Below are 17,881 nucleotides of genomic sequence, written 5' to 3' on the forward strand. Positions count from 1 at the left end.
CTGCTGCCTGATCTCACACGTAAACACAGTCTTTTCTGTGTGAACAAACGAGGTTCAAGACCATGGCTAACGAACAAGATAGAAGTGGACAGCAAGGTGGTACCTCCCAGAACGCCCAGGGCAGCCGCGCCAACGACCCTGGCCGCACGTCCGAGGCAGGACAAAAAGGTGGCCAAACGACCGGAGGCAGGCCTGAGGAGCGGCAGCAGGGCGGCCAGGGATCGTGGGAGGACAAACAGCGTGGCGACCTTGAGCGTGCGAGCGGTGCGAATCAGCAAGGCGCAAAAGGTGGGCATGGGGCCGACACCCAATCCGACAATCGCCGTCCCCAGGACATGGACGACAACTCACAAACCGTCCAGGACGAAGACAGCGGCATGACCGACGACAACCGCTAAACCACGTAGGCCGAGGCGAAGGATCGCCTTGGCACTGGGCCTACGCATGACATGCCATCGCCGCACAGTCCGAAAAATAAGACTCAGCGCTCCCACGGAGGTCAGATTCTGTAGATCCTCGTGGAGTCAACACCATGAAATTCGCGCAGTTCTGCCAATGGCTTTCCCACCATGCCGGTAAACCGAGCACCTTCTTCACCGCTCTATTGCTGATCGCCCTGTGGGCTGCAACCGGACCATGGTTTCACTACAACGATACCTGGCAACTGATCGTCAATACGTCGACGACGATCATTACCTTCCTGATGGTCTTTCTTATCCAGAACACCCAAAACCGCGACAACGACATCATTCATGTGAAGCTCGACGAGCTCATCCGCGCCACGAAATCGGCTCAACGCTCGGTGCTGGACCTCGAGGACCTGGACAACCGGCAGATACACAAGCTGCGCGAAGCTTACCAGGCCATGGGCTGCCAGGGTGAAAACGAAACAGACAGCCCTGAGGCGCCACCCCGGGATGCAGCTGGCGACGACGCGCAGCGCTGATCCCAGGCGCCGTCGCGCTGTAGCCGGCGGCCGGGGGAGTACCACTCGTCGAGTCGACTGCACATCGGAGCCAACGCGCCGCGGGCCGGTGTTTCGAACAGGTATGAGCCTTCTCAACCGCAGGAGTTTTTACCATGCACCCCTACCCTACTCCCCCCTTTCCCTCCCAACCGCAAAACGTGCCAGGTTCGCAACGAAAAATGGACCCGTATCCCGACTGTGGCGAGCAGTCCTATACCGGTCACGATAGACTGAGCGGGAAGGTGGCGTTGATCACCGGAGCCGATAGCGGTATTGGCCGGGCTGTGGCCATCGCCTATGCCCGCGAAGGCGCCGACGTTGCCCTCGCGTATCTCGACGAACACGAAGACGCCAAGGAAACCGCGCGCTGGGTGGAGAACGCCGGTCGACAATGTCTGCTGCTGCCGGGAGACCTGTCCCAAAAGCAAACTTGCCGTGACATCGTCGAGAAGACCGTCAAGCAGTTCGGTCGAATCGATATCTTGGTCAATAACGCGGCGTTCCAGATGTCCCACGAGACCTTCGAAGAAATCGACGATGACGAGTGGGTGAAGACCTTCGACACCAACATCACCGCCATCTTCCGAATTTGCCAGGCGGCCTTGCCTTCCATGCCCGAGGGCAGCTCGATCATCAATACCAGCTCGGTCAACTCCGACGACCCCTCGCCAAAACTACTGCCCTATGCCACCACCAAGGGTGCCATTGCCAACTTCACGGCTGGGTTGGCGCAGCTGCTCGCCAAGCGTGGGATTCGCGTCAACAGCGTAGCCCCAGGCCCGATATGGACGCCCCTGATCCCGGCCACAATGCCGGACGAAGCTGTCAGGAACTTCGGTTCTGGCTATCCCATGGGGCGGCCAGGTCAGCCTGTCGAGGTCGCACCAATCTACGTGCTGCTTGGCTCGGATGAAGCCAGCTACATCAGCGGGTCGCGCTATGCTGTCACCGGGGGTAAACCGATCCTGTGAGAAACGCAGGCTCGCCTTTGCGGCGAGCCTTGCCACCCAACCACAGGGCCCATTTCAGCGTTTGGGTCGACCCTGTCCACGCGCGGCTTTCTGAGCGGTGGAGTCGTGGGAGGTGCCCGTCGAGCCGTCTGGACGTAGTGCGTCGTTATCCCTCTCCTGCTCGCCTTTGGGGTTTTGCTGGGTGTCAGTGTTTTGCGACGGGTCTGCCTTGCTCATGCTGCACTCCTATCCCTTGCTGTGTTCGGGGGACGTTGGTCCGGTGCCGCGCTTGATTCCGCGCGGCCCGGCCACGCCCCAGAGGGCGAGCCCGACTATCGGCAGCGCCACGAGAATCAAGGACCACACCACCTTGGTCGTATCTGACTTGTCGCTACGAAAAACACTCACGATTGCCCAGAGGTCGACCAGCAGGATGATCACGGCGACGGCAATCCAGAAATAAGTCACAGGGGCATTCATGGCGCGCTCTCCTTCTTTGTGCGCAACTGGCCGCATCGCTGTGCAGCGATTGCTGCCTATTACACAGAGGAAGCCGCCAGTGGCAACAAGTTCAGGCCGATCCGTATGCAAGGGATGATCGGGGCCAACGAACGCTGAACCAAATAGCCCTGGATGGCGTCCACCGCACAACAACAGACGAGTCGATCCCCTGATGGAAACCGAACCTGTATTGGCCACGCTCGGCTATCTCAAGGATCATCGGTTGATCCTGACCACAGCTGAGTCCTGCACGGCGGGTTGCATGGTGGCCTTGTTAGCGGCAGTGCCCGGCACCGGAGAAGTACTCGAAAGCGGGTATGTGGTCTATTCCCCGACTGCCAAGAAACGCTTGCTCGGCGTCGCCCCCAGGACCATCGAACGATACGGCCTCACCAGTGAGGCAGTGGCATGGGAAATGGCCCTGGGCGCCCTGCGCGACAGCGACGCCAATGTGGTCATCGCCACCACTGGCGTGGCCGGGCCCGAGCGACAGGACGGTGTTGCGCCAGGCACCCTGTGCTTTGCCTGGGCATTCGCCGGGGAACCCGTGGCTGTTTTCACACGAACCCAGCGGTTCTTCGGAGATCGCTCCGAGGTCATGCAGCAAGGCGCGCTATTCGGGCTGACCCGGCTCGCGCACTACCACCAGCGCTGGCTTCGCGGCGAGCGCGCCTGAGGCTTACTTCTCGCTCGGCGTCACCAACACTGTTTCGCTGCTGTCGAGCACGAACACGGCCATCAGCTTGGCGGGCTTGCTGTCGCTGGCGTTGGCGCTGACACCATGAAACGCCCCTGGCGCCTCGTACCAGTTTTCACCGGGTTTGTAGACCTTGGCTGGTTCACCATTCACACTGCTGCGTACTTCACCTTCGAGCACCGTTGCATAGATGAACGCGGATTTCGGGTGTCGGTGGGCAGGGGACGCGGCGCCCGGGGCATAATCGACGATCACCCCGCGCATGCTCTTGCCCGGCACGTTCGGCAGTGGGTGGTCAAAGACCACGGTGACTTTACTGACCGGCCGTTCGGCGGCCAGTACCGGGGTGAGGGTCAGCGCGGTGAACGCGGCGACCAGGAGAGTGCGACTGAACATGGCGAAGCTCCTTCTGTTCGGTAGGGGTTGCATGGGTTCACTGGCGCGCCAGCCAGTCTTCAAAGCGTGTCTTGCCAAGCCGCGCCACCTTGCCAGGGGTCAGCGACTTGTCATCGAGTTCGGCGCCGAAGTAGCGTGCGTGGACGTCCGCCACCACCTTGCGCGCATCGCCTTTGCGCCGCAGGAAACGGCGTACCAACTCATCCAGCGGAGTGGCTTGGGGACCGGCGATCTCCAGCGTGCCATTGGCTGGCGCCGCCAGCGCGACGTCGGTGAGCGCCTCAACCACATCGTCCGCCGCCATGGGTTGGAACAGTGCCGGTGACAGGCGAATCTCCTCACCCACCGCTCCCGACTGGGCAATGCCTTCGACGAACTCGAAAAACTGGGTGGCGCGCACCACGGTGTAGGGCACCCCAGACTGCTCGATCAGCGCCTCTTGAGCGACCTTGGCACGGAAATAGCCGTTTTCCGGCAACCGCTCGCTGCCCACGATCGACAGCGCGACATGGTGTCCGACCCCTGCCGCCTTCTCGGCGGCCAACAGGTTACGGGTGGACGTCTCGAAGAACGCGAGTACGGCCTGGTCCTCCCAGGACGGCGCGTTGGCGACATCCACCACCACATCCGCCCCGTTCATCGCTTCGGCCAGCCCCTCGCGGGTGACGCTGTTCACCCCTGTGCTCGGTGCTGCGGCGACGGCCTGATGGCCTCGCTCGCGCAGGCCGTTGACAAGCTTGGAACCAATGAGACCGGTGCCTCCGATGACCACGATTTTCATGGCGCTCTCTCCGCGTGCTCGACCGCAACCTTTGCCGTCGTCAGGCATGCAGTGTGTGCCGTCGCCGCGGCAAAAGCCTTGCTGGCAGGCTGGATTTGCCTCCAGGCACGCTTGAATTTGCGTCCAAACCGTTCAAACCGCGCCCAAGCATGTGCAGCCGGCGATGCGCTGCCGTATCATCGAACAACCCCCATGAACAGTCGCCTCGGACACCGAGCCTAGGGCGCGCGCGAGGACATCACGTGCCATTCGAGTTTGACGACTATGTGCTCGACGAGCAGCGTCGGGAGCTGACTCAGCGCGGACAGGCCGTGACCATCGGCCCGCAGGTGTTCGACCTGCTGCTGCAACTGGTCAGCCACCGCGACCGGGTGCTGGGCCGCGATGAATTGCTGGCCCGCGTGTGGAACGGCAAGATCGTCTCCGAGTCGACCATCACCAGCCATATCAATGCCGTGCGCAAAGCCATCGGCGATACCGGTGAGGAACAACGTCTGCTGCGCACCGTGCCGCGCAAGGGCTACCGCTTCGTGGCCCGGGTCCGCGAAGCCTGCAGCACCGAAGCGCCTGTTCCCACCGGGCCTGTGAGCGCCCCTGTCGGGCCCAGCCTCCCCGAGAAACCCTCGATCACGGTGCTGCCGTTCCAGAACCTCAGCGGCGACCCCGAACAGGACTACTTCGCCGATGGCATGGTCGAGGACATCATCGCCGCCCTGTCGCGCATCCGCTGGCTGTTCGTCATCGCCCGCAACTCAAGCTTCACCTTCAAGGGCCAGCGTGTCGACGTGCAACAGGTCGGCCAGGCCCTGGGCGTGCGCTACGTCCTCGAAGGCAGCGTGCGCAAGGCTGACAAACGGCTGCGCATCACGGGCCAGCTGATCGACGCCACCACCGGCGAGCACCTGTGGGCCGAGCGTTTCGAGGGACGGCTAGACGACCTGTTCGAGCTGCAGGACCAGATGGCTGAAAGCGTGGTGGGCGCCATCGCCCCACAGCTGGAACGGGCCGAGATCGAGCGTGCCAAACGCAAGCCGACCGACAGCCTGTGCGCCTACGATTACTACCTTCGCGGCACGGCGAAGCTGCACAACGGCACCCGCGAGGCCGTCGACCAGGCGCTGCCCTTGTTCTACCAGGCCATCGAACGGGACCCTGATTTCGCCTCGGCCTATGGCATGGCAGCCTGGTGCTACTTCTGGCGCAAGCTCAACGGCTGGATGGGTGATCGTACCCAGGAAATCGCCGAGGGTGCGCGCCTGGCGCGCCTGGCCGTGGAGCTTGGCCGCGACGATGCCGTGGCGCTCACCCGCGGTGGGCATGCCCTCGGGCACCTGGCAGGTGACCTGGACGGTGGCATCGCCCTGCTCGATCGGGCGCGCCTGCTCAATCCCAACCTGGCGCCTGCCTGGTTCCTGGGCGGGATGCTGCGGGTACTGCGGGGTGAGACGCAGACCGCCATCGACAACCTCAACCACGCGGCACGGCTGAGCCCGCTGGACCCCGAAATGTTCCGCATGGAGGTGGGCATGTCGTTGGCGCATTTCTTTGCTGGGCGCTTTGACGAGGCGGTGGAGTGGGCGGAGAAGGCACTGGGGAATCTGCCCAGCCTGCTTGCGGCGGTGGCCCTGCTGGCCGCCAGCCATGCGCTGAGCGGGCGCATGGACAGCGCGTACAAAGCCATGCTGCGCTTACGCGAACAGGACCCTGGGTTGCGGGTTTCGGCGTTGCGCCAGTGGATGCCAATTCATCGCGACGAGGACTTGGCACTGTTTGCCGAGGGCCTGAGGCTCGCCGGGCTGCCAGAATGATCGCCCGATCAGGGCATCGCGCGTTTGGGGTTCGATAATCGCACACTTTTCCACGCGAGGCAGCGCTTCGAATTGACGTAATTAACCACCTGGTACAAACATAAGCACATCCAAAAACAACAAAGTGATGCTGCTATGAAGCCCCTCATCCTGGTACTCAACGGCCCCAACCTGAACATGCTGGGCACCCGTGAACCTGCCCAATACGGTCGTGAAACCCTCGCCGACCTCGCCCAGGGTTGTGCTGACAGCGCCCAGGAACTGGGCCTGGACCTGGAGTTTCGCCAAACCAACCATGAAGGTGAGCTGATCGACTGGATTCATGCCGCCCGTGGCCGCTGCAACGGCATTCTGATCAATCCAGGCGCCTGGACCCACACCTCGGTGGCTATCCGCGACGCCTTGGTCGCCAGCGAATTGCCGGTAATCGAGGTGCACCTGTCGAATGTCCACAAGCGCGAACCGTTCCGCCATATTTCATTCGTCTCGTCCATCGCCGTCGGTGTGATCTGTGGCCTTGGCAGCCAGGGCTATCGCCTGGCCCTGAGTCACTTCGCGGAACTGTTGCAGGAGCAGGCAGCATGAATCAGCAAGCCATCCTTGCCGGACTGATCGGCCGTGGTATTCAACTGTCGCGCACCCCTGCCCTGCACGAGCACGAAGGTGATGCCCAAGCCCTGCGTTACCTGTATCGCCTGATCGACGCCGACCAGCTGGACGTCCAGGACAGTGCGCTGGCGCAATTGCTTGAGGCGGCGCAACTCACAGGCTTCACCGGCCTCAATATCACCTACCCGTTCAAGCAGGCGATTCTGCCACTGCTCGATGAGCTGTCGGATGAAGCGCGCGGCATCGGCGCGGTCAATACCGTGGTGCTCAAGGACGGCAAGCGGGTGGGACACAACACCGACTGCCTGGGCTTCGCCGAAGGTCTGCGCCGTGGGTTGCCCGACGTCTCACGACGCCAGGTGGTGCAGATGGGTGCCGGTGGTGCAGGATCGGCGGTGGCCCATGCCCTGCTGGGTGAAGGGGTCGAGCGACTGGTGCTGTTCGAGGTCGATGCTGCCCGCGCACAAGCGCTGGTGGACAACCTCAACGCGCACTTCGGCGCGGGCCGTGCGGTGGTAGGTACTGACTTGGCTAGCGCGCTGGCCGAGGCCGATGGCCTGGTGAATACCACGCCCGTGGGCATGGCCAAGTTGCCGGGCACCCCACTGCCTGTAGAGCTACTGCATGAGCGGCTGTGGGTGGCGGAAATCATTTACTTCCCGCTGGAGACCGAACTGCTGCGCGCAGCACGGGCGCTGGGCTGCCGTACGCTCGATGGCAGCAACATGGCCGTGTTCCAGGCGGTGAAGGCCTTTGAGCTGTTCACCGGGCGCCAGGCCGATGCGGGACGGATGCAAGCGCATTTCGCCAGCTTCAGCTGAATCGGCCGCCCCCTTCATCGTCGGCAAGCCGGCACCCGCGCCAACCCGGTAGGTGCCGGCTGCCGGCGATGAAAGCCGACACATTGCCATCAGCCTTTCTCATCCAGCAACGCCCTGATCACCCGCGCCTGACCGTCATAATCACCCTCGCCAAAGTGCACATGCCGCACCTGCCCCTTGCGATCGACGAAATAATGGGCGGGCCAGAACTGATTGCCCCAGGCATTCCAGACCTTGTAGTCGTTATCCACCGCAACCGGATACTCGATACCAAGGCTGGCAACCTTCGACTTGAGCGTCCCCACATCATGCTCGTAGTCGTATTCCGGGGTATGTACGCCCACCACGACCAGCCCCTGGTCGGCGTACTGGCGCGCCCATTCGTTCACATGCGGCAAGCTGCGCTGGCAGTTGATGCAGTCCCAGGTCCAGAAATCCACCAGCACCACCTTGCCCTTGAGCGCCGAGGCGTCCAGCGGTGGCGAGTTGAGCCACTGGTTGGCACCGGCCAGCGACGGCATGGCCCCAAGATCGTCATGGGTCCAGGGCTTCGCGGCTAGGCCCAGGCCTACCAAGGCCAGGGCCACACCGCCTATCTTCAGCCAGTGGCGCCGATCAATTCTCATGGCAACCGCCGGTAGCGTACGTACGGTACTGCACGCTCTGCTGCTGACCTTTCGAATCGAGGTAGTCCATGCGGGTGTTCACCAGGCCGCAGGCATTGCCCTGGTCGTCCTGTACCGACAGCACTTTCTTGATATCGAGCGTGTCGCCGTAGCGGTACTGCATGACACCGGCATCGCTCATCGGTGCCGTGGCGGCCTGGGCGGCGATAGTGCCGAGGCTCAGCACGGCGAACAGGCTGGCGCTGGCGAAGGTCTTGAAGTTCATGGCATCTCTCCTGTGCAACGTTCAGGTGTGGGGAGTGTTGCTCCCCGGTCGAGAGCCATTTCACCGCTGCCAGGTATCCTGGATGTGTCGTTGCACGTTGCTATATGCCTCTTCCTGTATCTGAGTCCGGTACAGTGACGCATTGAAAAATCAGATAAAACCCTTTAAATACATGATGTTAAGGAATAATCCAGCACCCGAGATGGGCGCCAATCATGTACAAACGGATACAATGGCATCAGGACGTCACGTATGCATTTTGAGAAAGACCCTCGTCTGCTCTGCCATCTCCAATGCGTCATCGACTTCGATGCCTAGGCTCTGTGTGAAACGTCTTGAGACGAAGGTCAGGCAAGGCGAAAACAGCCGAGGAAGCGGAGTTTACGGGTTGTAAATGAGCATTCCGAGGCTGTTTTCAACGCAGCATCACCGAGTATCAAGGCTTTTCGTACAGAGCCTACGGGCTTGCTCCCGGGAGGACCGCGCTGAACGGCCCCTCCTGGGCCGCAGCGCTTGACGGGCATCCATGCCCGTCACCTCCCTACGCAAGCCCTACGCTCGGCCTACTGACGTCGCAATTTGCAGCGTCTGGGATATCGCGCATTAAAAGCAAAAGCGGAGCATGAAATACCAAATCCGAACAACAACAGCTAAACCAGCCGCACATTCAACATTAAAACTATAAATTCGAGGCGGACTTTCTTTTGCTTCGCTTTGCTCTTGCTTCTAGCGCGCGGTAGTTCAGGCGCCACCTAATGCGACTTCAGGAGGCCGAGCGCAGGGCTTGCGCAGGGAGGTGACGGGCATGGATGCCCGTCAAGCGCTGCGGCCCAGGAGGGGCCGTTCAGCGCGGTCCTCCCGGAGCAAGCCCGGAGCGAGGGAACCCCGGAGCGCAGCGCAGGGGCCGGATGATAGGAGCCAGACTTTTTTGGTTACTTTTTGGGGCGTCTGCCAAAAAGTGACCCGCTGTAAGAGCGGAAAGGTGATTGAGCGTCACCTTGGCAAATGGATATGCTCACGCATCCAGAAACCAAAACTTCAAACTTCAAACTTCAAACTTCAAACTTCAAACTTCAAAGCACAGATTTAAGGGCGGCATTCAGATAGCGTGAATATCCATTCGCCATGGAGGCGCTCATTCACCTTTTCGCCTTTACGGCGACCTACTTTTGCTCTTGGGCAAAAGTAGGCAAAAACCGCTGGCTCCTATCATCCGGCCCCTACGCTTCGCTTCGGGGTTCCCTCGCTACGGGCTTGCTCCCGGGAGGACCGCGCTGAACGGCCCCTCCTGGGGCGCAGCGCTTGAAGGGCATCCATGCCCGTCACCTCCCTACGCTCGGCCTACTGACGTCGCAATTTGTAGCGTCTGGGATATCGCGCATTAGGCTCTGTCTGAAATCCCAAGAAACTGAAATGTGGCCCCCGGAACAGCCGGGGTTCTGTACAGTCGCCGGCCATCTGCGGAAAGGAATTCTGTGATGGCAAAGCGTTATGAACTCTCGGATGAGGCGTGGGCAGTGGTCGCCGATCTCTTTACGGCAGCCCACGTCAGGGGCAGGCCCCGCAGCAGTGATCGCTTGATGCTCGATGGTGTGCTCTGGGTGCTGTGCTCAGGAGCAGCCTGGCGAGATATGCCCGAGCGCTTCGGGTCTTGGGCGACGGTCTATCACCGCTTCCGGGTCTGGCGAAACCGCGGAACATTCGATCAGATGCTCAGACGATTGCACCTCAGACTCAATGACAAAGGCTGGATCGATCCCCACACCTGGATGATCGATTCGACCGCTGTTCGAGCAACCCGTGCTTCATCTGGAGCGCGGAAAAAAGGGGGCCTGACGAGCCTACCGATCACGCTCTAGGCCGCAGTCGCGGCGGACTGACAACCCAAATTCATATGCTCTGCGATGCCAACGGGATACCGTTGCGCTTCCTTCTCTCTGGCGGCCAAGCCAGCGACATCAGCTATGCCCAGCCGTTACTTGATGATGTCAGCATCCCGACAAACCAGCGTGGTCGTCCACGCAAACGATGCAAATGGTTGCTGTCTGACAAAGGCTACGACGCCGAGGCCTTGCGCCGTTACTGCGATCGATATCGGATGCAGCCGGTCATTCCGCTGCGCTCAATGAAACGCAAGCCCAAACCCGGCTTGCCAAGACTGTTTGACCGCCCAAAATATCGACAGCGCAACATCATCGAACGCATGTTCGGCTGGCTAAAAGAGAACCGCCGAATCGTCACGCGCTTCGACAAGCTCGCAAAAAGTTATGCCGCAATGGTCTCGCTGGCTTGTGTCATGCGGTGTATGCGACGGCTTTTTTCAGACAGAGCCTAGGGCCATAGGCATCACTGATGTCCGCTTGGGGTCGGTTAGCGACGGTCTGCCCTCGACCGTCGCTTTGGATGATCAGACCTCCGTCTGCTCTGCCATCTCCAAGGCATCGTCGACTTCAATCCCCAGATATCTGACGGTGCTTTCAAGCTTCGTATGGCCAAGCAAGAGTTGGACTGCCCTCAGATTCTTGGTTCTACGATAGATCAATGAGGCCTTCGTTCGCCGCAGCGTGTGGGTGCCGTACAGCGTCGGATCAAGGCCAATGGCTGTCACCCAGGCTTTCACTATTCGAGCGTATTGCCTGGTGGAGAGATGATCTGAACCATGTAGCCGGCTCGGAAACAGGCAGTCCTCGCTACGGAGATGAGCCTGATGCATCCAGGCTTCCAAAGCCATACGGGTTTGCTCGGTGATCTCAAATTGCACGGGATGGTGAGTTTTCTGCTGCATCACGATCGCTCGTGACGACACATGCTCTCCATGGGCTACGTCCCGTACACGAAGCTTGGTTAAGTCGCAGGCTCGCAGCTTGCTGTCGATTGCCAAGTTGAACAACGCCAGATCCCTAGATTTCTCCGCGATCTGGAGCCTTACCCGGATGGCCCAGATATCTCTGAGTCGGAGCGGAGCTTTCTGCCCGACTAGCTTTCCCTTGTTCCATGGGCGATGGGTGTAGATAGCAGCGGTTTTCATGGGTTGTCCTCCGCGTTAGGGGAGAACAAGGGTGAACTCGATACGGTGGACGGTCGCTAACCGACCCAAAGCAGACCCTCGTCTACGTCTTAAAAGTGGGAGAGCAAACGACTGGCCGCCAAAGGAAGGAGTCAAACCGACCGTAGGCAACCGGCTGAAATCGGCCAGACCTGAATCGCCCGTAGTTTCGTAGACACCTAGGGATGTCCATTCACAGCCTTTTGAACACGTTCGCCGATGTGTCGTGTAACAGCACAGGACGGTAGATGGGGTGGTTCCCAAGTTCCCTACACAACACCTTTAAGTTACATCTCCAAAAATTTTTGCGCACGATAGTAGTGTTACGTTATTACATCCTATACCATGCGTAGCCGTTTGATGAAATTTTCTTCATCAAGATTCAGTCAGGTCTGACGCGAGCTAGGCCGCTCGCATCGGGCGTCTGCGTAAACAGTGCGGCCTGTGTCGCTTGGTTCAGACAACACAGGCCAATCAACTCACGGATGGGCAGGTAAGTACCCAGGTCAGGATGGGCAAAAATGCAACGTTTTAGCGTGATAGATGGAGACTTTACGTGAACCCTCGCGCCCCCCTTCTGGCCGGCCTGACCTTAGGCTTGTTCGGCCAGCCGATTTCAGCGGCGGAACCCTTGTTGCTGAACGAAACCTCGATCACCGATGCCTACCTCGAAGAGCGCGTCGACGGGCCGGTGCAAGGCTATCGTGCCAACCGCTCGGCCACGGCGACCCGAACCGATACCGACATTCGCGACACGCCGCAGAGCATCGACGTGGTGCCTGCGCAGGTAATCAAGGACCTCAACACCACCCGCATCGACCGCGCTTTGGACTTTGCCGGTGGGGTGTCGCGGCAGAACAACTTCGGCGGCCTGACCTTCCTCAACTACAGCGTGCGCGGTTTCACCACCGGCGAGCTGTACAAGAACGGTTTCGCCATCAATCGCGGCAGCTACAGCGCGCCCGACACCTCCAACATCGAGCGCATCGAAGTGCTCAAAGGCCCTGCTGCCAGCCTCTACGGCCGTGGCGACCCTGGCGGGCTGGTCAACATCGTCACCAAGCGCCCTCAGGCTGAAGCCTTCAGCACCCTTACCCTCAGCGCAGGCAGCTGGGACCGCTACCGCACTGCCCTGGATGCCAACTCGCCGCTGGACAGCGAAGGCAATCTGCTGGGCCGGATCAACCTCGCGGTCGAGGACAACGACAGCTTCCGTGATTATGTCGGCAGCGAACGCCGTATCGTCAGCCCCTCCCTGAGCTGGCAACTGTCGCCCGACACCCGGCTGATGATCGACACCGAGTTTTCCCGCACTGAGTCGGTGTTCGACCGCGGCATTCCGGCGGTCAATGGCGAAATGGGCTCGGTCAAGCGCTCGACCTTCCTTGGCGAGCCGAATGACGGCGAGATCCGCAACGACAATCAGACCCTCGACGTCGCACTGGAACACGTTCTCAACGACAACTGGAAGCTGCGCCTGGCCAACCACTATACCCAGGGGACGCTCAAGGGCAACAGCTCCGAACCCCAGGCCCTGGTCGGCACCACCATCACGCGTTTCTATCGCGAACGCGACTTCGAATGGAACGACAACATCACCCAGGCCGAGCTGCACGGCCAGTTCGAGCTGGGCGGCTGGCAACATCAGACCTTGGTCGGGCTGGAGTACGAAAACTACCGCAACAGCCAGAAGTACCCACAAAGTGCCACCTCCGCAGGGTATGGGCTGGACATCTACAACCCGGTCTACGGCAAGCCGAAGCCAGCCATCATCCGGCCCAACGACTTCTTCGAGCACACCGAAAGCTACGCACTCAACCTGCAAGACCAGATCGCGTTCACCGAGCGCCTTCGCGGGCTGCTGGGCGTGCGTCTGGAGCGGTTCGAGCAGACTTCGCAAAACCGCGCCACTGGCGTCAGCAACAGCCAGGAAAAGGAGGTCGCCACACCGCGCATCGGAGTCCTGTACCAACTGACCCCGCAGGTGGGTGTATTCGCCAACGCCTCCACCTCGTTCAAACCCAATACCATCGGCACTCAGGGCCAGGTGTACAAACCTGAAAAGGGCCTGGGTTACGAGACAGGGGTCAAGCTGGACCTGCTCGACAGCCGCCTGGGCGCGACCATCGCCCTGTTCCACATCGACAAGGAGAACGTCATCACCACCGACGCCCTTGGCGAGAGCGTGGCGGCCGGCGAGGCGCGCAGCCAAGGCCTGGACCTGCAGTTCAGCGGCCAGCTCACCGACGCGCTGCGGGTGATCGGTGCCTACGCCTATATCGACGCCGAAGTCACCAAAGGCGACGCGGCCCTGCCCAAGGGCAGCGACTTGCTGGGCATCGCCCGCAACAGCGGCAGCCTGATGGGCGTGTATGAATTCCAGGAGGGCGCCCTGCGCGGCTCGGATGTGGGCGCAGCGGTGAACTACGTCGGCGAACGCTCAGGCCAGGCCGGCAGCGACTTCACCCTGGAGGCCTACAGCACGGTCGACCTTCTGGCGCACTACAAGGCCAGCGAACAAGTCACCGTCGGCCTGAACCTCAACAACCTGTTCGACCGCAAGTATTACGAACGATCGTACAACAGCTCCTGGGTGCTGCCCGGGGAGCCGCGCAACTTCAGTGTGAGCCTGACCCTGAATCTTTGAGCTGAGGAACCATCATGCATCCATCGTTGAAAGTGGCCGCCTTGGTGGCCATGGTGATCAGCGCCAACGCCAGTGCCCACGGCCTGTGGACCGAGCAGCGACGCGGCAACATCGAGGCCGTGTACGGCCACGGTGCCGAGGACAACGCCTATAAGGCGGAGAAGATCAAGCGCGCCTGGGCATTCGACGCAGCCGGGAAGATGGTCCCGGTCACTGTCGAACGCCTGGCGGATCATGCGGTCCTGCAACCGCTCACCCCACCTGCGGCACTTGCCGTGCTGTTGGACAACGGGCCTTGGTCGCAGCGCCCGGACAAGCAATGGGTCAATCAGGACCGTACCCAGGTCAAGGATGCGATCGCCTCCACCCACAGCTTCAAGTACAGCCTGGCCATTTACCAAAGCGGTGCTCGCCTACCGAAACTGGACATGCTGCGTTTGGCGATCGTCCCGCTCAGTGACCCGCTGCAAGTTGGGCCAGGCAAGACGCTGGAAGTTCAGGTGCTGCTCGATGGCAAACCGGCTGCGAATATACCGCTGCAAGGGGATTACCGAGGCTCGCCTCACCAGGTCAGCGCCACCACCGACAAGCAAGGCAAGGCACACATCACCGTACGCAACGAAGGCCTCAACATCGTCGCGGCGCAGGCCACCCTGCCACTGGCTGAAGGCGGACCGGTAGCCCAGCAGAGTCTGTTCAGTTCGCTGACGTTCCTGGGGGAGCCGCACCACGAGTAACTCTTGCATCGTGCCTCGGCCATGTCGGCCGAGGCACGGCAGACACTTCTCGCCACAAGACCAACGGTCGACCCAGCCGTTAGACGCCGCCTCGGAAAGAGACGATCAGCCTACGTGGCTCTCATCGCTCTTATCGCTCTTATCAGTTCTTCGGGAGTGCGGGAGCCTTCGCAACAAGGATGTTCATGCGAATTGGATGTACACCAATGAGGAAGGGTACACCCAAGTAAAAATCAAGTTCAGCAAACGAGGCCTGGAGCATGAGCTTGTCCAATTCTCCAAAGACTCGCTCGAGCTCATTATCGATAAATGAATCGCCCCTGGTTTCGCAGACATCTCGAACGGCTGCAAAGGGTCGATAGCGGCCATTCCTGCTCGGCCCTAGCGTATCTAGGCGGAGACCTTCGAAAGACGGTCATATTCACGGTCACACTGTTCGCCAGCTATTCGGGCACGGTCATCAGCTGTCGACAGTTCTCCCGATCACTCAGCCCGTGCGAGCAGGTCGCAGAGTACCCTGGCGGCGCGGGTGGCTATCGCACACTAGTTACAGTGCTGATCCGGCAATCGCTAACCTAGTGCCGTGGGGGCAAATCCTTCCCGGGAGCCTTCGCTATGGACACGGAGCAGGTGGCCAGAAATCGACTCAACCAGTGGGCTCCGCCAGCAGCCAATGGCGCTCCACCTCTTCTGGATGAGCGCCATGGTCTTGGGCGTGGTGGTAATTGCGCATGGCATCAAAGGACTTTTGAATCAGCTGCTCGCCAGCCTCGACCATCCCTATAAAGCTGTGCTTATCCACGGTACCGCTCCGATCATCTGACCAGCGCATTATAGGACTTTCCTCGGCACTGTCCGGCGAATCCAGCATGGTCATTGCGCAAACTCTCTCGCTCAATGATCCACCCAAGCAAAGGGGTCGGAGGGTACTCTTGCACACTTTCAATGGAAACTTAATCAGCCTCTTTGGGCAATTTAGTTTTCCAAAGCGAAACCACAACCCCACCCAGCAGAAGACCTATTGTCACGCTTAAAGATAGCTCTGCCGGAACTTTACCAACTATATCATGAAGGAAAATTTTTGCGCCAATGAATACGAGCACCAGTGCCAACGCATACTTCAGATAAACAAAACGACTTATCATGGCTGCCAGCGCAAAATAAAGGGCTCGCAAACCGAGAATGGCAAAAATATTAGATGTATAGACTATGAAAGGATCTTGGGTAATGGCAAATATAGCAGGCACACTATCAACAGCAAACACCAAGTCGGCGCACTCGATAAGAACAAGCGCAAGGAAAAGCGGCGTCACCCATAAAACATTTTTACCTCTTGCGTCTGGCAAGCTCACCAGAAAACTTTGCCCGTGCAGCTCCTTGGTAACGCGGAGATGACTGCGCAAATACTTGACAAAACGGTTATTTTCTAGATCCGGGGCATGATCGACACGCGCAAACAGCATTTTTATACCCGTAAATACTAGGAAAGCACCAAACAAGTAGAGCACCCAACTGAATTTCGCGATGAGCGCCGCACCAAGGCCGATCATGATAGCTCTCAGTACGATCACCCCCATGATCCCCCAGAATAGGACCCTGTGTTGGTACTGCCGTGGTATCGCTAGAAAGCTAAATATTAGCGCGATCACAAAAACGTTATCCATGGACAAGGATTTCTCAATCAAGAAACCTGTCACATAGTCCATACTGGCATCGCTTCCCTTCTGGAAATAAACCCAAATTGCGAACAGCAGCCCCATGCCAATATAGCCTGCAGAGAGCATTAGGCTTTCTTTGACCCCAATCTCACGATTGCCGCGATGAAGAACTCCTAGATCAAGAGCCAACAGGGTCAAGACAACGGCAAAGAAAGACAGCCAGAGCCATAGATCAGTACCAAAAACATCTTGAGAGAGATAAGCACTGAGGGCAGACATAGGCCCCTCCTCGACAGTCGTAGTTTAACAACTATGACTCCGACATGGCGGCTGTTAACCGTCAGAGGGGCCCGGCGTCACGAGCCAATATTTTATCGAGGCTTTTAAGCTCGCAAGTAGAATTGATTTACAAAACATGTCATAACCAAATTAGATAATCTAAAGAAAATTGATAAAAACATTATCGAGATGGATTTTAATAGGGCGTTCCTATTAGCTATCCCCCCCAATCGCACAGGCAGGGCTACCAGCTGAACTCTATGTATTTGAAGTGGAAGCCATCAACAGCCGCATCCGTTGTCCGGGTGGTTAATCACCGCTCTCAGCAAAAGGACATTTTCATGGAGGCCATGGCTAGGTTCTTTATGAAAAGTCTTGAGACGAAGGTCAGGCAAGGCTGTTTTCAACGCAGCATCACCGAGTTTCAAGGCTTTTCGTCCAGAGCCTAGCCCTTCTCACTGGCCAGCACCGGCAAGACATTCTCTCTTTCAGGTTCAAAGACGAGGTGGAGGGTTTCCTGCAGGTAGTTAAGTCGAAGACAGGAGCCAGGCTCAGGATCAGCATCACGCTGGGGTGCATAGGCCTGAGCCTAGTTGAGGTGATACGACGTTGTCGTGACAGGGTGGTTGCAAAGCAACTGGCGCACCATCACCGAACAGTCGCTCGCGTCAAAGCGGGCGCAACGATCATGCCAGACACCATCAGCAAAGAGTTCGCGGCAGCTCGAGACCGGGCGGTAGCGAAGCTGGGTTTGGTACTGGGGAACAGCCCACCGCCATTCCATGAACAGGGGTCGTTGGCTGCACGGCTCCCTGAACAAGAAGGCCGGGATGCCCAGCGGCGACTCGGACACCATATTGCCAAAATGACCGATATGTACCTCGATAGCCGGGGCTCTGCAGGGATCGATTTCGCCTGGTTTTGTATTTTAGTTTTGGGGATATATTGGGGGAAGATTTCTGGAGACCAGTTAATCTCCTTTAAATTCAGTACCTTAAGCCAGTTGCTGTATCTGGTACAGATACACTGCAATACAAAGCGCCGCAGGCAAGTACGCAAAGGCTCGGTACACTGCGCCCAACCCTTCTGAACA

The 17,881-nt window shown here is 59.3% G+C and carries 18 protein-coding genes and 1 pseudogene; 11 read left to right on the top strand and 8 right to left on the bottom strand.

The genetic code is table 11. From position 1 onward, the window contains the following. Positions 1–62 precede the first annotated feature (62 nt). The 3 genes from IF103_RS14055 to IF103_RS14065 all read left to right on the top strand — a co-directional run bounded on the left by IF103_RS14055 (position 63) and on the right by IF103_RS14065 (position 1,938). A complete protein-coding gene (locus IF103_RS14055; protein ID WP_027906755.1) occupies positions 63–398 on the top strand; it encodes a hypothetical protein in 336 nt (111 codons plus the stop codon). 134 nt (positions 399–532) lie between these two features. Then, positions 533–946, top strand: a complete 414-nt coding sequence (locus tag IF103_RS14060) for a low affinity iron permease family protein (protein ID WP_027906756.1) — start codon at positions 533–535, stop codon at positions 944–946. 134 nt (positions 947–1,080) lie between these two features. After that, positions 1,081–1,938 carry an SDR family oxidoreductase gene (locus IF103_RS14065; protein WP_027906757.1) on the top strand — a complete coding sequence of 286 codons (858 nt, stop codon included), beginning with the start codon at positions 1,081–1,083 and terminating at the stop codon, positions 1,936–1,938. 225 nt (positions 1,939–2,163) lie between these two features. Here IF103_RS14065 and IF103_RS14070 read toward each other — a convergent pair whose 3' ends face one another. Next, on the bottom strand, positions 2,164–2,397 hold the full coding sequence (locus IF103_RS14070; protein WP_023381023.1) for a PLD nuclease N-terminal domain-containing protein: 234 nt from the start codon (positions 2,395–2,397) through the stop codon (positions 2,164–2,166). Positions 2,398–2,590: 193 nt separating this feature from the next. Here IF103_RS14070 and IF103_RS14075 point away from each other — a divergent pair, with 193 nt between their 5' ends. Then, a complete protein-coding gene (locus IF103_RS14075) occupies positions 2,591–3,094 on the top strand; it encodes a CinA family protein (RefSeq protein ID WP_202675415.1) in 504 nt (167 codons plus the stop codon). A 3-nt stretch (positions 3,095–3,097) separates the two neighbouring features. On the opposite strand, the gene IF103_RS14080 is transcribed toward IF103_RS14075, so the two are convergent. Beyond that, positions 3,098–3,511 (bottom strand): cupin domain-containing protein, encoded by a 414-nt coding sequence (locus IF103_RS14080; RefSeq protein ID WP_023381025.1) that lies wholly within the window; start codon positions 3,509–3,511, stop codon positions 3,098–3,100. Positions 3,512–3,548: 37 nt separating this feature from the next. Further along, entirely contained in the window at positions 3,549–4,292 is a 744-nt protein-coding gene (locus IF103_RS14085) for an SDR family oxidoreductase (RefSeq protein ID WP_202675416.1), read from the bottom strand. Positions 4,293–4,534: 242 nt separating this feature from the next. Here IF103_RS14085 and IF103_RS14090 point away from each other — a divergent pair, with 242 nt between their 5' ends. From IF103_RS14090 to IF103_RS14100, 3 genes are all read left to right on the top strand, one after another. Then, complete coding sequence (locus tag IF103_RS14090; protein WP_023381027.1) at positions 4,535–6,100, top strand: winged helix-turn-helix domain-containing tetratricopeptide repeat protein; 1,566 nt, start codon at positions 4,535–4,537, stop codon at positions 6,098–6,100. 135 nt (positions 6,101–6,235) lie between these two features. Then, a complete protein-coding gene (gene aroQ, locus IF103_RS14095; RefSeq protein ID WP_023381028.1) occupies positions 6,236–6,685 on the top strand; it encodes a type II 3-dehydroquinate dehydratase in 450 nt (149 codons plus the stop codon). After that, entirely contained in the window at positions 6,682–7,530 is an 849-nt protein-coding gene (locus IF103_RS14100) for a shikimate dehydrogenase (protein WP_023381029.1), read from the top strand. The genes aroQ and IF103_RS14100 overlap by 4 nt, the downstream gene beginning before the upstream one ends. Before the next feature lie 89 nt (positions 7,531–7,619). Here IF103_RS14100 and IF103_RS14105 read toward each other — a convergent pair whose 3' ends face one another. Together IF103_RS14105 and IF103_RS14110 are read right to left on the bottom strand one after the other, a co-directional pair. Continuing rightward, positions 7,620–8,156: a thioredoxin family protein gene (locus IF103_RS14105; RefSeq protein WP_027906759.1), complete on the bottom strand. Its 537-nt coding sequence runs from the start codon at positions 8,154–8,156 to the stop codon at positions 7,620–7,622. Beyond that, positions 8,146–8,421 (bottom strand): DUF2790 domain-containing protein, encoded by a 276-nt coding sequence (locus IF103_RS14110; RefSeq protein ID WP_027906760.1) that lies wholly within the window; start codon positions 8,419–8,421, stop codon positions 8,146–8,148. Before IF103_RS14110 ends, IF103_RS14105 begins: the two co-directional genes overlap by 11 nt. A gap of 1,478 nt (positions 8,422–9,899) precedes the next feature. Between IF103_RS14110 and IF103_RS14115 the strand changes: the two genes are divergently transcribed. Then, positions 9,900–10,756 (top strand): IS5 family transposase gene (locus IF103_RS14115; protein ID WP_202675417.1). Its coding sequence is split into 2 segments (ribosomal slippage): positions 9,900–10,248 and positions 10,248–10,756, totalling 858 coding nucleotides; the frame shifts between segments, so codons are not numbered across the junction. A gap of 72 nt (positions 10,757–10,828) precedes the next feature. Here the strand turns inward: IF103_RS14115 and IF103_RS14120 are convergent. Continuing rightward, positions 10,829–11,449, bottom strand: a complete 621-nt coding sequence (locus tag IF103_RS14120) for a tyrosine-type recombinase/integrase (RefSeq protein ID WP_023381034.1) — start codon at positions 11,447–11,449, stop codon at positions 10,829–10,831. 574 nt (positions 11,450–12,023) lie between these two features. Between IF103_RS14120 and IF103_RS14125 the strand changes: the two genes are divergently transcribed. Further along, positions 12,024–14,114, top strand: coding sequence for a TonB-dependent siderophore receptor (locus IF103_RS14125; protein WP_023381035.1), 2,091 nt, complete (start codon positions 12,024–12,026; stop codon positions 14,112–14,114). A gap of 14 nt (positions 14,115–14,128) precedes the next feature. Continuing rightward, the gene (locus tag IF103_RS14130) at positions 14,129–14,851 is read left to right on the top strand and encodes a DUF4198 domain-containing protein (protein WP_023381036.1); all 723 of its coding nucleotides are present in this window, start codon (positions 14,129–14,131) and stop codon (positions 14,849–14,851) included. 575 nt (positions 14,852–15,426) lie between these two features. Here IF103_RS14130 and IF103_RS14135 read toward each other — a convergent pair. Beyond that, positions 15,427–15,653 (bottom strand): annotated as a pseudogene (locus IF103_RS14135) (hypothetical protein). Positions 15,654–15,804: 151 nt separating this feature from the next. Next, on the bottom strand, positions 15,805–16,788 hold the full coding sequence (locus tag IF103_RS14140) for a TerC family protein (RefSeq protein ID WP_104881600.1): 984 nt from the start codon (positions 16,786–16,788) through the stop codon (positions 15,805–15,807). 688 nt (positions 16,789–17,476) lie between these two features. Here IF103_RS14140 and IF103_RS14145 point away from each other — a divergent pair. Then, positions 17,477–17,878 (top strand): site-specific integrase, encoded by a 402-nt coding sequence (locus IF103_RS14145; RefSeq protein ID WP_177429844.1) that lies wholly within the window; start codon positions 17,477–17,479, stop codon positions 17,876–17,878. Positions 17,879–17,881: the final 3 nt, after the last annotated feature.

The organism is Pseudomonas sp. SK2 (assembly GCF_016772395.1).
Classification (GTDB): Bacteria; Pseudomonadota; Gammaproteobacteria; order Pseudomonadales; family Pseudomonadaceae; genus Aquipseudomonas; species Aquipseudomonas taiwanensis.